A 13,717-nucleotide genomic window follows, 5' to 3' on the forward strand; every position below is an offset into this window, starting at 1 on the left:
CAATGCCCGTCCGTGGAGTCCCGGTGAGGCGCCTGCGCGGCCGCCCGGCGGCCACCGGGGGAGGCGCACGGGGTGCGTCCGCACGGTGAAATCCCGGCGGCTGAGGCAGCGTGATTCTCGCCACCCTTGATAAGGGTTGCGCTCAGATGAGCGAATTGCGGGTGACTGCACTTCTCAAAGGGTGGCACTCGGTGCCACCCTTTGATCGTTCATCGAGCGAAATCAGACGTGCTGATTGTCGCTCACATGAGCGACTGGATCGTCTCATTCGGAGTCGACGCGTTCAAGAGGTGAACGCATGCGGCCGCGAGGGCTTGCCACGCCTTGACTTTCGATCCCGTGGCGGCGGAGTGGTCGCAGGCGCATGACGCACGTGTGGACGTACCCAGATGCCTTTGATCTGGGTATGTTCCTGCCCGTCAGGGCAGCCACCGCGTCCTCGAGGAGTCGAGACCCGTGTCGGAAAACAAAGATCCCCACGCAGGCCAGCAGGGTCACGGCGTTGAGGGCGTGAAGTTCGTCTACGACTTCACCGAGGGCAACAGGGACCTCAAGGACCTTCTCGGCGGCAAGGGGGCGAACCTCGCCGAGATGACCAATCTGGGGCTTCCCGTCCCTCCCGGCTTCACCATCACCACGGAGGCCTGCAAGGTCTACCTGGAGAGCGGCGTGGAGCCGGCGGCACTGCGTGACGAGGTGAGCGCGCACCTCGACGCCCTCGAAGCGGCGATGGGCAAGAAGCTCGGCCAGAGCGACGACCCCCTCCTCGTGTCGGTCCGCTCCGGAGCCAAGTTCTCCATGCCGGGCATGATGGACACCGTCCTGAACATCGGCCTGTCCGACAAGTCCGTGCAGGGGCTCGCCCGGCAGTCCGGTGACGACCGCTTCGCCTGGGACTCCTACCGGCGCCTCATCCAGATGTTCGGCAAGACCGTCCTCGGCGTCGACGGGGAGCTGTTCGAGGACGCGCTGGAGGCGGCGAAGGCCGCCAAGCAGGTCGAGGTCGACACCGAGCTGGAGGCCGCCGACCTCAAGAAGCTGGTCACCAGGTTCAAGAAGATCGTCAGGACCGAGGCCGGCCGGGACTTCCCGCAGGACCCGCGCGAGCAGATGGACCTCGCCATCCACGCGGTCTTCGACTCCTGGAACACCGACCGGGCCAAGCTCTACCGCCGCCAGGAGCGCATCCCGCACGACCTGGGCACCGCCGTCAACGTCTGCTCCATGGTCTTCGGCAACCTCGGCCCCGACTCGGGCACCGGCGTCGCCTTCACCCGCGACCCCGCCTCCGGCCACCAGGGCGTCTACGGCGACTACCTGCAGAACGCCCAGGGCGAGGACGTGGTCGCGGGCATCCGCAACACCGTGCCGCTCGCGGAGCTGGAGCGGATCGACAAGAAGTCGTACGACCGGCTGATGCGGATCATGGAGACGCTGGAGAACCACTACAAGGACCTCTGCGACATCGAGTTCACCATCGAGCGCGGCCAGCTGTGGATGCTCCAGACCCGCGTCGGCAAGCGCACCGCGGGCGCGGCCTTCCGCATCGCCACCCAGCTCGTCGACCAGGGGCTGATCGACGAGGCCGAGGCGCTCACCCGCGTCACCGGCGCGCAGCTCGCCCAGCTGATGTTCCCGCGCTTCGACGAGGACACGAAGGTCGAGAAGGTCGGACGCGGCATCGCGGCCTCGCCGGGCGCCGCGGTCGGCAAGGCGGTCTTCGACTCGTACACCGCCGTCAAGTGGTCCCGCTCCGGCGAGAAGGTCATCCTGGTCCGCCGCGAGACCAACCCCGACGACCTGGACGGCATGATCGCCGCCGAGGGCATCCTCACCTCCCGCGGCGGCAAGACCTCGCACGCCGCCGTCGTCGCGCGCGGCATGGGCAAGACCTGTGTCTGCGGCGCCGAGGAGCTCGAGGTCGACACCAAGCGCCGCCGGATGACCGTCCCCGGCGGGCACGTCGTCGAGGAGGGCGACCTGATCTCCATCGACGGCTCGACCGGCAAGGTCTACCTCGGTGAGGTCCCGGTCGTGCCGTCGCCGGTCGTGGAGTACTTCGAGGGCCGCATGCACCCGGGCGCCGACGACGCCGACGAGCTCGTCGAGGCCGTCCACCGGATGATGGCCTTCGCCGACCGCAAGCGCCGGCTGCGCGTGCGCGCCAACGCCGACAACGCCGAGGACGCGCTGCGCGCCCGCCGCTTCGGCGCCCAGGGCATCGGCCTGTGCCGCACCGAGCACATGTTCCTCGGTGACCGGCGCGAGCTGGTGGAGCGGCTGATCCTGGCCGACACCCAGGAGGAGCGCGAGGAGTCCCTCAAGGCGCTGCTGCCGCTGCAGAAGAAGGACTTCGTCGAACTGTTCGAGGGCATGGACGGCCTCCCGGTCACCGTCCGCCTCCTCGACCCGCCGCTGCACGAGTTCCTGCCCGACATCACCGAACTGTCGGTCCGCGTGGCCCTCGCCGAGTCCCGCCAGGAGCCGCACGAGAACGAACTGCGCCTGCTGCAGGCCGTGCACCGGCTGCACGAGCAGAACCCGATGCTGGGCCTGCGCGGCGTGCGGCTCGGCCTGGTCATCCCCGGCCTGTTCACCATGCAGGTACGGGCCATCGCCGAGGCGGCGGCCGAGCGCCGGGCGGCCAAGGGCGACCCGCGCGCCGAGATCATGATCCCGCTGGTCGGCACGGTCCAGGAGCTGGAGATCGTCCGCGAGGAGGCCGACCAGGTCGTCGCGGAGGTCGAGGAGGCCACCGGCACCAGGCTGAAGCTCGCCATCGGCACGATGATCGAGCTGCCGCGCGCCGCGCTGACCGCCGGCCAGATCGCGGAGGCCGCCGAGTTCTTCTCCTTCGGCACGAACGACCTCACCCAGACGGTGTGGGGCTTCAGCCGGGACGACGTGGAGGCCAGCTTCTTCACGGCCTACCTGGAGAAGGGCATCTTCGGCGTCTCCCCGTTCGAGACCATCGACCGGGACGGCGTCGGCTCCCTGGTGAAGCTCGCCGCCGAGGCCGGCCGCGCCACCCGCCCCGACCTCAAGCTCGGCGTCTGCGGCGAGCACGGCGGCGACCCGGAGTCCGTCCACTTCTTCCACGAGGTGGGCCTGGACTACGTCTCCTGCTCCCCGTTCCGCATCCCGGTCGCCCGCCTGGAGGCCGGCCGCGCGGCGGTCACCTCGAAGGGCAGCGACCACCGCTGAGCCCTCCGGGGCGGAGCGGACCCGACCCACAAGCCCCGGAGCCGTTGCCTGTCACCCGACCACCCTCACCGATCGGCAACGGCTCCGGATCACAAGGAGAGCGGCGGCACCCGTGCGGGGGTGCCGCCGTCTCCCGTGCCGTCGGACGAGTGACGAGGAAACGCCTGCAAGCGCTCCTTCGCACCTCTGTCCTCGTGGACCTGGACGATGCCGCCTGTTTCGGCTTCCAGGACCGCCGTCACCTTGAGACCGGTGACCCTTCGTGCACGCCGGTCGGTATCGGTGCCGTCCGCGTCGACCTGGCGACCGGTGACCGCACGGTGACCGGCTCGCTCCGGGCCAGGGAGATGCGCCTGTTCGAGACCGAGCGGCTTGAGCTTCTCGGACCGGGCGGGTGGCGGCTTGTCCCGCCCGGTCTCGTGGGCGCCTGACGGGTGGCTCTCGCCCCGGACCCGGCCGCTGCCGACCTCCGGGTGGCCCGTCCGGGGCGCGGGGCGGCGGATTCCCACCACTGGTGCCGGTGTGACGGCCCGCTGGACGAGGCGATCGACGGAACCCGCGCTGTGGCCCATGGCCGGCGGACCTAGTGGTGCGCCTCCCGCCATTCCTGTCCTGAGGACGGCGACAGCTTCGTACCGGACCACCGGCAGTCCCCGTACGACGTTCCCGAGGCAGGCGAGGGGAAGTCCGCTCCGCGCTACGTCGAAGCAGCTCGCCAGGCAGTTCGCCAGACGAAACCGGCAGCCGGCGAGGGGGTCCGGGCTCGGGGAGTCGACCAGGTGGAGTGGCGGCGCCTCCCGCGGGCGGCGCCGCCACTCCGTCGTTTCGGAGTGCCTCAGTCGGTGCTGCGGCGCCGGCGTGCCGCGAACAGCACCCCGCCACCCGCCAGGACGACGGCCGCGCCGCCCGCCGCGACGTACGGGGTGGCGCTGTCGCCGCCGGTCTCGGCGAGGTCGGTGCCGCCCTGTTCGGTGGTGTCGGAACCGGTGTTCTCCGCACCGGACTCCGTGTCGGTGCCGGTGTCCGAGCCGGTGTCCTCGTTCTCGTCCTCGTCGTCGGCGGGGACGAAGCCCGCCGGCGGGTTGTCGCAGCCGATGCCGTCGCCGTCGCGGTCCAGGTGCTTGCCGTAGTGCTCGCTGCTCGCCGGGATGTTGGCGTACCCGGCGGCGTACGCCTCGGGGCAGTTCTTGAACACGCCCTCGTGGGCGGTGGCGGTGGCGGTGGTGACGGGCAGCGTGGCCAGTGCGAGCGCGGCGACGGTCACGGCGGCGGACTTGCAGGACAGGTTCACAGGGTGTCCCCCAGGTATATGCGGATATCCGGCAGCGTGCCCCTGTCCGGGGTGCTCTGCCGGGTGTGAGCTGCCGACGGTAGGGGAGGGACCGGGGAAGGGTGTGGAGGTTTCGTCGACCTGTGATGCGAACGTGACGTGACCGGACGGTAGCTCTCCGCTCATGCCGGTGCGTTCCGTGCACCGGCATGAGTCGGCGGCCAGGAGCGGTTACCTGCGGAACGGGCCCTTCACCTCGTACGTGATGCCACCCGACGAACTCCCGCTCGTGCCGCGCTGGCTGGAGAAGTACAGGCGGGTGCCGTCCGGGGAGAAGGCCGGGCCGGTGATCTCGGAGCCGGACTGGCCGCCCACCCGGAGGAAGGGGGCCACGACGTCGTCGGGTGTGATGACGCAGATCTCCATGTTTCCGCCGTCCTCGGCCACGAAGAGGTCGCCCGAGGAGGAGCCGGTGACGTTGTCCACGCCGGTCAGGGGAGCGGAGCCGCCCGTCACCAGGGAGTCGTCGTAGGCGAGTTCGATGGTCTGGGCGGCGGCGTTGTACTGCCAGACGCGGTTGTCGCCCTTGGTCGTGAACCAGCAGGTGTCGTTCGCGTAGTGGCAGCCCTCGCCGCCGTTGAAGCGCTTGGCGCCGGAGACCTGGTTGCGGGTCGCGGTGGCCCCGGACGGGTCCGGGACCCTCGCCCAGCTCACCGGGCCGCTCGTGCCGCTGCCCGCCACCAGTACCTCCAGCGTGCCGGAGGACAGGTCGCCCCACGTCGTCGGCCGGAAGCGGTAGAAGCAGCTGTCCGAGACGTCCTCGGTCAGGTAGATCACCCTGCGGACCGGGTCGGCGGCCGCCGCCTCGTGCTTGAAGCGGCCCATCGCGTCCCGGCGTACCGCCGCCTTCGTCCCCCACGGGTCGGTCTCGTAGACGTAGCCGCGGTCCACCTCCTCGCAGGACAGCCAGGTGTTCCACGGTGTGCTGCCGCCCGCGCAGTTCTGCCGGGTGCCGGACAGGATGCGGTACGCGCCCGTGACGGCGCCGGTGGCCGAGAAGCGCACCGCACCCGCGCCGCCGGACGGGTTGATCTCCGAGTTGGAGACGTAGATCCAGCCGCTGCCGTCCGCGTAACAGGCGCCGCCGTCGGGGGCGTTGTGCCAGGTGTACGACGTGCCCGGGACCTGCCGGCCGGAACGGGCGATCACCCTGCTGGTGAACCCGGCCGGCAGCCTGATCCCGTTGGCGTCCGCCGCGCCGAGCGCGCCGTAGGGGCCCGTGCCGGGCCGGGCGGGCGCCGCGTACGCGGCGCTGTGCCAGAGCGCGCCGCCGAGGACCGCGCCGGTGCCGCCCATGGCGCTCGCGCGAAGGAAGGTACGACGTTCCACTGCCGCTCCTAGAGGTGCCGTGAACCGTCCCGCCACCGGCCGGTGACGGGGGCGTGCGGTCACGGAACCTACGGGGGAGGCATGGACACATCATGACTATGGGCGGACCGGACGGTGACCATCCCGGGCGCCGTCCCGGCAGGCGCCCTGCAGCGGTACGCCCACCGCCGTGAACGTCGTCCCGGGTGTCTGCGGGCTGGTGAAGCGGGCGTTGACCAGGTACAGGCGGTAGGGGTGGCGGGCCGCGGTGGCCGGGACGTCGAAGCGCGGGTCGGTGATCGAACGGCGCAGGGCCGCCGTCGTCGCGCCGGCGTCGAGGTGGAACACGGTGACGACCCTCCGCGGCGGGTGGGGAGTGGGCGAGACGAAGGGGCGGGGTTCCCGGAGTCGATGAAACTCCGGGAACCCCGCCCACCGAACGGAAACACGCGGATCCGACAGGATGTGGACAGGCGGACGGCCGGAAGGGCGGACAGGGTGGAAGGAAGGACGGGCGGGTGGCCGCCCGCCCGTCCGCCCGCCCCTTACCGGCTCACGCCGCCTCGACCTCGTACGTCGTCAGGCGGACCGTGTCGTCGTCCAGGCACTGGCCCGTCTCCAGGTCGAAGCGCTGCTTGAGCAGCGGGGAGGCGACGAACGGGCGGCCCCGGTGGGTGCCGGTCAGGCCGCGGGAGAGGACCGCCGCGCCGGTGAAGGGGTCGCGGTTGTCGACGGCGTACAGGCCGCCGTTGCGGTCGGTGAAGACGGCGACCTGCCGGCCGTCCGGCAGCAGGGCCGCCACGCCGCGGCCCGGGACCAGTGCGCTCAGGTCGCAGACCGTGAACCAGGCGTCGGTCAGCTGGAGTCGGACCTTCAGGTCGGTGGTCTCGAGGGCCAGGGTCATCGCTGGGCGCTCCCTTCCAGGGCGGCTTCCTTGGACTGTGCGGGTCGCATGCCGATGTTCAGCAGGGGCAGGTCGGGCTTCATCTGGTCGCGTTCGGGGACGAAGCCGACCACCGGGTCCGGGGTGTCGGGGGCGTTGACGAAGGACACGAACCGGGAGAGCTTCTCGGGGTCGTTGATGGTCTCGGCCCACTCGTCGCGGTAGTACGCGACGTGGGCGGACATCAGGGACTCCAGCTCGTCGCAGATGCCGAGCGAGTCGTGCACGACGACGTCCCGCACGTGGTCCAGGCCGCCCGGGATCCGGTCCAGCCAGGTCGAGGTGCGCTCCAGGCGGTCGGCGGTGCGGATGTAGAACATCAGGAACCGGTCGATCAGGCGCACCAGTTCGGCGTCCGAGAGGTCCTGGGCGAGCAGGTCGGCGTGGCGCGGGGTGGCGCCGCCGTTGCCGCCGACGTACAGGTTCCAGCCGCCCACGGTGGCGATGACGCCGAAGTCCTTCGACTGGGCCTCGGCGCACTCGCGCTGGCAGCCGGAGACCGCCGACTTCAGCTTGTGGGGGGAGCGCAGGCCCCGGTAGCGCAGCTCCAGGTCGATCGCCATGCGCACCGAGTCCTGCACGCCGTAGCGGCACCAGGTCTGCCCGACGCAGGACTTCACCGTGCGCAGCGACTTGCCGTACGCGTGGCCGGACTCGAAGCCGGCGTCCACCAGGCGGGCCCAGATGACCGGGAGCTGCTCGACGCGGGCACCGAACATGTCGATGCGCTGACCGCCGGTGATCTTCGTGTAGAGGCCGAAGTCGCGGGCGATCTCGCCGATCACGATCAGCTTCTCCGGGGCGATCTCGCCGCCGGGGATGCGGGGGACGACCGAATACGATCCGTTCTTCTGCAGGTTGGCGAGGAAGTGGTCGTTGGTGTCCTGGAGGGCGGCCTGTTCGCCGTCCAGCACGTAGCCGCTCGCGCCGATCGTCGGGGCCAGCGAGGCGATGATCGAGCCGACCGTCGGCTTGCAGATCTCGCAGCCGTCGCCGCCCCGGACCTCCTCGCGGCCGTGCCGGTCCAGCAGGTCCCGGTGGGAGGTGACGCGCAGGGCGTGGACGATCTCGTACAGCTCCTCGCGGGTCTGCGAGAAGCAGCCGCACAGGCCCTTGTCGACCTCGATGCCGCCCGCCTCCAGCTCGGCGTTGACCAGCTGGCCCAGCACCTTCACGCAACTGCCGCAGCCGGTACCGGCCTTGGTGCACTTCTTCACCTCGGGCACGGTGGTGCAGCTGTGCTCGGTGACCGCGTTGCGGATGGTGCCCTTGGTGACGTTGTGGCAGGAGCAGATGACCGCCTCGTCCGGCAGCGCGGACGGGCCGAGCTGGGCGGGGGCGCCGGCCCCGGCGGGCAGGACCAGGGACTCGGGGGAGACGGGCGGAACCGAGCCGGTGAAGGCCTTCAGCGTGCCGTACGCCTCCGCGTCGCCGACCAGGATGCCGCCGAGCAGCGTGCCGTCGCTGCCGATGACCAGCTTCTTGTACAGGCCGGCGCGGGAGTCGGAGTAGACGACGTCCAGGCAGTCGGCGGTGGCGCCGTGCGCGTCGCCGAAGGACGCCACGTCCACGCCGAGCAGCTTCAGCTTGGTGGACAGGTCGGCGCCGGTGAACGACGCCTCGTCGGCGGCGATCGTCGCGGCGGCGGTCTGCGCCTGCTCGTAGCCGGGGGCGACCAGGCCGTACACCCGGCCGTCGGCGGCCAGCGCGCACTCGCCGATCGCGAAGACGTGCGGGTCGGTGAGCGTGCGGCACTGCTCGTCCACGGCGATGCCGCCGCGCTCGCCGACCTCCAGCCCCGATGCGCGGGCGAGCTGGTCGCGGGGGCGGACACCGGCGGAGAACACCACCATGTCGGTGGCGAGTTCGGAGCCGTCGGACAGCTTCATGCCGGTGACCGCGCCGTCCCGGCCGACCACGATCTCCTGCGTGCCGGTGCCGGTGTGCACGGCCAGGCCCATGTTCTCGATGGTGCGCAGCAGCGCGCTGCCGCCGCCGTCGTCGACCTGCACCGGCATCAGGCGCGGCGCGAACTCCACGATGTGCGTGGTCAGCCCGAGTCCCTTGAGGGCGCCCGCCGCTTCCAGGCCGAGCAGCCCGCCGCCGACCACCGCGCCCACGGTGGCCCTGCTCTTCGCGTACTCCTCGATCGCGAGCAGGTCCTCGATGGTGCGGTAGACGAAGCAGCCGGCCGCGTCCTTGTTCGGCACCGGCGGCACGAACGGGTAGGAGCCGGTGGCCAGCACCAGGACGTCGTAGTCGACGGCCAGCCCCGAGCGGGCGGTGACCCTGCGGGCCTCGCGGTCGACCGTCTCGGCCGGGTCGCCGATGTGCAGCTCGATGCCGTGTTCCTCGATGAACGCCAGGTCCGTCACGGACAGGTCCTCGGCGGTACGCCCCGAGAAGTACGAGGTGAGCTGGACGCGGTCGTACGCCGGACGCGGTTCCTCGCACAGCACGACCACGCGGTGCGTGGCGGTCAGGCCGCGCTCGGCGAGCGCCTCCAGGAAACGCTGGCCGACCATGCCGTGGCCGACGAGCACGATCGTGGGGGTGGGCCCCGGGGTGGCGGTCATCAGGAGCCTCCGTCGTTGGTGAGCAGGTGGAGCAGGGGGCCGCCGTCGGAGGGGAGCGGCTCTGCTCCCTCCCACGCGCGGGCGAGCGCGCCGACCGTGCCGAGTTCGCCGACCAGGACCCCGCCGATCAGCCGGTCGTCACGGACGACGACCTTGCGGTAGGTGCCCCGGGTGGCGTCGGTGAGCTGGACGACGTCGTCGCCGGGCAGCGCCTCGGTCTCGCCGAACGCGGCGAGGTCGAACGGGCTGTCGGGCCCCGTGAGGGTGAGCCGGGTCAGGGAACGGGTGCCGGTGTAGCGGGCGCCCGCGTCCCCGGCGAGCAGGGCGGCCAGTGCCTCGGCCTGCTCCAGCGCCGGGGCGGCCAGTCCGTACACCGTGCCGGCGTGCTGGACGCAGTCGCCGACGGCGTGGATGCGGGGGTCACTGGTGCGCAGCTCGTCGTCGACGACGATGCCCTTGCGGACCTCCAGGCCGGCCGCCTGGGCGAGCCCCACCCGCGGGTGCACCCCGCAGGCCAGGACGACCAGGTCGGCGTCGAGCGCGTACCCGTCGGCCATCTCGACCGAGCGGACCGCGCCGGCGACGCAGCGCACGTCCCGCACCCGGCACTCGGTGTGCACCTCCACGCCGAGGTCCGTCAGGTGCCGCCGGACGAGCCGGGAGGCCGCCGGGTCGAGCTGGCGTTCCATGAGCCGCTCGGACTGCTGGGCGAGGACGACCTGCGCGCCGCGCACGGCGAGCGCGCGGGCCGCGGACACGCCGAGCAGTCCGCCGCCGATGACGACGGCCCGCGCCCCCGGACGTACCGCCTTGGCCAGGCCCAGGCAGTCGTCCATGGTGCGGAACGCGTGCACGCCCTCGGGCAGCGCGTGGTCCTCGGTGAACAGCCCGCGCAGCGGCGGCAGCACCGGGTTGGAGCCGGTGGCCAGGACGAGCCGGTCGTAACCGATCCCGGTGCCGTCCGCGCAGACGACGGTGCGTGCCGCGCGGTCGATGCCGGTGACCCGGCCGCGGGTCAGTACCGTCGGCGCCGCCGGGGCGGGGAGGGCGATCAGCTCGGGGCTGTAGCGTCCGGCCAGCACCTCGGCGAGCAGCACCCTGTTGTACGGGCGGTGCTCCTCCTCGCCGACCAGCGTCACCGGTGTGCCGAGCCCGCCGAGCCGCCGGGCGAGTGTCACGCCCGCCAGGCCGGTGCCGATCACCACCACACGCTCGTTCGAGGTCATGTCCCTGAGCGTGCGGTGCGGGTGTTACCCGGCGGCATCACGTCTGTTTCCCGCGCGGAACGCTGCCCTCAGCGGGGGCGGGGGGTGGGTGTGAGGGTTCGGAGCGCCGGGCCGGGGCGGCGGTGAGGAGACGCCGACGGGGAGGCGGGGGGTGACGCGGAGGTGTGCGGGGGCGGCACTGTGACGACGCTCAACCTCAGGAAAAGCTCATCTTGATGGACGGCACAACTACCCGCTCCCTAGGGTCACGCTCATGCCCGACATCTCGCTGACCGCGGTCGTTCTCCTCTGTCTCGCGGCGCTCGCCGCCGGCTGGATCGACGCCGTGGTCGGCGGCGGCGGGCTCCTGCTCCTGCCCGCGCTGCTGCTCGGGCTGCCCGCCGGCACGCCCGCCGCGCACGCGCTCGGCACCAACAAGGCGGTCGCCATCGTCGGCACCACCGGCGCGGCGGTGACCTTCGCCCGCAAGGCACCCGTCGACGTGCGGACCGCCGTACGCATCGGTCTCGCCGCCCTCGCCGGATCGTCGGGCGGGGCCTTCCTCGCCGCGGGGATGAGCACCGAGGTCCTCAAGCCGGTGATCATGGTGGTGCTGCTCGCCGTGGCCGCCTTCGTCATCCTCCGGCCGGGCTTCGGCGCCGCGCCGCGGCCCGGCCCGGTCTCCCGCCGCCGCGTCCTCGCCGCGATCGGCTTCGGCGGCCTGGGCATCGGCTTCTACGACGGACTCATCGGCCCCGGCACCGGTACGTTCCTCGTCCTGGCCCTCACCGCCCTGCTCCACCTCGACCTCGTCACCGCGTCGGCCACCGCGAAGATCGTCAACTGCTGCACCAACGCCGGCGCGCTGGCGATGTTCGCCTGGCAGGGCGCGGTGCTGTGGCAGCTGGCGGGCCTGATGGCCGTGTTCAACCTGGCGGGCGGCACCCTCGGCGCCCACACGGCCCTGAAGAAGGGCAGCGGCTTCGTCCGCATCGTCCTGCTGGTGGTCGTCTTCGCCCTGGTGACGAACATGGCGTACGAGCAGTGGCTGGCCTGAGCGCCCCCTCCGGTGCGAGCGGCCCATCCGGTGATCAGCGGCACAGGCGGCGCAGGCGGCGGAAGCGGACGGGGGTGACGGGCAGGGGGACGGCACGGCGGCCGGGGGTGTGTCCGTGCGGGATCGACGCGGCGACGGACGTGGTCGGAGGCAAGCGGAAGGTGCTGATCCTCCGGGCGCCGCACGAGCGGCCGTACCGCTTCGGTGCCCTGCGCCGGGAGCTGCCCGGGACCGCCGGGAAGGTGCTCGCCGCACACCCGCGGGAGCCGGAGTCCGACCGGCGCCGTGCACCGCGAGGAGTACGACGGGACTCCGCCGCGCGTCGAGTACTTCCCGACACCGAGGGGCACGGCGCTCAACGGGGCGCCGAAACCGCCGGGCGCGTGGGGCAGGACGCACGTGCTGGAGCCGCTCCGGGGTTCAGCGGCTGCCGGTGAGGTGGGCGTAGACGACGACGTTGCCCTGGTAGCCGGTGGTGCGTGAGTAGCCTCCGCCACAGGTGATGATCCGCAGCTCCGGGCGGACCGCCGCGCCGTACACCTTCTCGTCGGGGAAGTCCCGGGCGTCGTACACCTCGACGGCGTGCACGGTGAACACGGCGGTGCCGCCGTCGCGCCGGTCCACCTCGACGGTGCCGCCCTTGCGCAGGGCGCCCAGGGAGTAGAAGACGGCGGGGCCCTCGGCGTTGTCGACATGGCCCGCGACGACCGCGGTGCCGCTCTCGCCGGGCGTGGTGCCGGCCTCGTACCAGCCGGCCAGGTCCGGCCGCTCGGGCGGCGGTACGTCGAGGCTGCCGGTGTCCGTCAGACCGAGGCCCGTCAGGGGCGCGTCCACACCGATCGAGGGGATGCGGATCCGGTCGGGCGGGGAGGGCGGCAGCTCGGCGGACGCCGGTACCTGCCCGCCGCCGTGCCCCGGGCCCGCGGAGTGGGCCTGGGCGGCCGACGGCTGCGGCGGGGCGCTCGTGCCGGTTCCGGCGTGCAGCAGCCACAGGCCGCAGCACAGGGCGAGCGTGCTCACCGACGCTATGACCGTGTCGCCCGGCCGCCCGGCCCCCCGGCCGGACCCGTGGCGTACACGGCGTACACGGCGTACACGGCGCATCGCTCACCGACCTCTCCAGCGTCGGCCCCGTGCCCCCTCCGGGCCGCCAGGGGCGTCGGACCCGGAGGGGAGGGGACATGCGGTACCTGCGGACGGGCGGCGGAGGACGCCCGTCAGATCCCGTCGCCTCTCGCCCGGCGGTGCAGGAGCCAGGTACCGCCCGCGGCGGCCACGGCGAGAGCCGTCACGCCGGCCGCGGTCTGCGCGGGATCGGGGCCCAGAGCGCCACCGACCCCCGTCCTCATACTGCCCCGGGGGTACACCTGCTGCGCCGCGGGCGTCAGCCTGACCACCAGGTCGCCGGTCACCCGCTGCCCGCCCGCCTCGCACGTCGCGGCGATCTCGTACGTCCCCGGCTGCGCGCCCGGCGGCACCCGGAACCGTCCGGTCGAGTCCCGTCCGGCCGCGCCGGGACCGTCGTCGCGCGGTGCCAGCGTGAAACGGCCGGCGCCCACGGCGGTGGCGTCGCCCGCGACCGTGTCGCCGTCGCCGCACGCCGCGGTGTCCACCGTCACCTGCGCACCCGCCACGACCACGGACGGGTGCAGCTCCAGACTCCCGGCCGGTTTCCCGGCGGTCCTGCCGTTGCCGTAGGGGGGGCCCGTGGAGACGGCGGACTCCTCGGCGTACGCGGCGGGTGCGGCGGGCGCCGCGAGCAGTCCCGCGGCGGCCACGGCGAGCGCGGGTCCGGTCAAGTGGGTCAGCCGCCGGGCGGTACCTCGCATCGATGCTCCCTCGGGCTCACGGAGGGGCCGCCCCCGCGGCACCCCCATGTGCCGCCGTCGGTCGCGTCCCGCTAGTCCGAGGTAAAGGCCGGCGGGCGCGGCCCGCTTCCTGAGAGAGCGTCAGAAACGAGGTGAACGGGTGGCGGACCGCCCCCGCCGGCGCCCCGACCGCCCCCGTTCCGGCAGGTCACCGCAGTGCCGCGGGCCCGGCCGGGGGAAACGACCCGAAGGGTGCGCCGCGCGCCGGTGAACGGGTGAGGCAGCG

General features: G+C 72.6%; 10 protein-coding genes and 2 pseudogenes. 4 read left to right on the forward strand and 8 right to left on the reverse strand.

Annotation, left to right across the window (positions count from 1 at the left end):
- Positions 1-456: 456 nt before the first annotated feature.
- Both ppdK and ORI94_RS18555 read left to right on the forward strand, forming a co-directional pair.
- Entirely contained in the window at positions 457-3,204 is a 2,748-nt protein-coding gene (gene ppdK / locus ORI94_RS18550) for a pyruvate, phosphate dikinase (RefSeq protein ID WP_416237842.1), read from the forward strand.
- 194 nt (positions 3,205-3,398) lie between these two features.
- Positions 3,399-3,635 (forward strand): hypothetical protein, encoded by a 237-nt coding sequence (locus ORI94_RS18555; RefSeq protein WP_266076863.1) that lies wholly within the window; start codon positions 3,399-3,401, stop codon positions 3,633-3,635.
- 404 nt (positions 3,636-4,039) lie between these two features.
- On the opposite strand, the gene ORI94_RS18560 is transcribed toward ORI94_RS18555, so the two are convergent.
- From ORI94_RS18560 to ORI94_RS18585, 6 genes and pseudogenes are all read right to left on the reverse strand, one after another.
- Positions 4,040-4,495 (reverse strand): excalibur calcium-binding domain-containing protein, encoded by a 456-nt coding sequence (locus tag ORI94_RS18560; protein ID WP_266076866.1) that lies wholly within the window; start codon positions 4,493-4,495, stop codon positions 4,040-4,042.
- A 210-nt stretch (positions 4,496-4,705) separates the two neighbouring features.
- Complete coding sequence (locus ORI94_RS18565; RefSeq protein WP_266076869.1) at positions 4,706-5,863, reverse strand: alkaline phosphatase PhoX; 1,158 nt, start codon at positions 5,861-5,863, stop codon at positions 4,706-4,708.
- Between the two features lie 96 nt (positions 5,864-5,959).
- Positions 5,960-6,199 (reverse strand): annotated as a pseudogene (locus ORI94_RS18570) (hypothetical protein); the annotation flags it as partial.
- Between the two features lie 196 nt (positions 6,200-6,395).
- Positions 6,396-6,746 (reverse strand): nitrite reductase small subunit NirD, encoded by a 351-nt coding sequence (nirD, locus tag ORI94_RS18575; protein WP_266076871.1) that lies wholly within the window; start codon positions 6,744-6,746, stop codon positions 6,396-6,398.
- Positions 6,743-9,361 carry a nitrite reductase large subunit NirB gene (gene nirB / locus ORI94_RS18580; protein WP_266076874.1) on the reverse strand — a complete coding sequence of 873 codons (2,619 nt, stop codon included), beginning with the start codon at positions 9,359-9,361 and terminating at the stop codon, positions 6,743-6,745. The genes nirD and nirB overlap by 4 nt, the downstream gene beginning before the upstream one ends.
- On the reverse strand, positions 9,361-10,587 hold the full coding sequence (locus tag ORI94_RS18585; protein ID WP_266076877.1) for an NAD(P)/FAD-dependent oxidoreductase: 1,227 nt from the start codon (positions 10,585-10,587) through the stop codon (positions 9,361-9,363). Before ORI94_RS18585 ends, nirB begins: the two co-directional genes overlap by 1 nt.
- Before the next feature lie 253 nt (positions 10,588-10,840).
- Between ORI94_RS18585 and ORI94_RS18590 the strand changes: the two genes are divergently transcribed.
- Positions 10,841-11,623 (forward strand): sulfite exporter TauE/SafE family protein, encoded by a 783-nt coding sequence (locus ORI94_RS18590; protein WP_266076881.1) that lies wholly within the window; start codon positions 10,841-10,843, stop codon positions 11,621-11,623.
- A 107-nt stretch (positions 11,624-11,730) separates the two neighbouring features.
- Positions 11,731-12,106, forward strand: a pseudogene (locus tag ORI94_RS18595) (winged helix-turn-helix transcriptional regulator).
- On the opposite strand, the gene ORI94_RS18600 reads toward ORI94_RS18595, so the two are convergent.
- On the reverse strand, positions 12,044-12,727 hold the full coding sequence (locus ORI94_RS18600; protein WP_266076883.1) for a class F sortase: 684 nt from the start codon (positions 12,725-12,727) through the stop codon (positions 12,044-12,046). The pseudogene ORI94_RS18595 and the gene ORI94_RS18600 sit on opposite strands and share 63 nt — an antisense overlap.
- Positions 12,728-12,840: 113 nt before the next feature.
- A complete protein-coding gene (locus ORI94_RS18605) occupies positions 12,841-13,452 on the reverse strand; it encodes a hypothetical protein (protein ID WP_266076886.1) in 612 nt (203 codons plus the stop codon).
- Positions 13,453-13,717: the final 265 nt, after the last annotated feature.

Source organism: Streptomyces sp. NEAU-W12, assembly GCF_026242095.1.
In the GTDB taxonomy this organism is placed as follows: Bacteria; Actinomycetota; Actinomycetes; order Streptomycetales; family Streptomycetaceae; genus Streptomyces.

Excerpts from the sequence above, each read along its gene's own strand:
- nirD (WP_266076871.1), bottom strand. The coding sequence starts at position 6,746 with ATGACCCTGGCCCTCGAGACCACCGACCTGAAGGTCCGACTCCAGCTG.
- ORI94_RS18585 (WP_266076877.1), bottom strand. The coding sequence starts at position 10,587 with ATGACCTCGAACGAGCGTGTGGTGGTGATCGGCACCGGCCTGGCGGGC.
- nirB (WP_266076874.1), bottom strand. The coding sequence starts at position 9,361 with ATGACCGCCACCCCGGGGCCCACCCCCACGATCGTGCTCGTCGGCCAC.
- ORI94_RS18600 (WP_266076883.1), bottom strand. The coding sequence starts at position 12,727 with ATGCGCCGTGTACGCCGTGTACGCCGTGTACGCCACGGGTCCGGCCGG.
- ORI94_RS18605 (WP_266076886.1), bottom strand. The coding sequence starts at position 13,452 with ATGCGAGGTACCGCCCGGCGGCTGACCCACTTGACCGGACCCGCGCTC.
- ORI94_RS18590 (WP_266076881.1), top strand. The coding sequence starts at position 10,841 with ATGCCCGACATCTCGCTGACCGCGGTCGTTCTCCTCTGTCTCGCGGCG.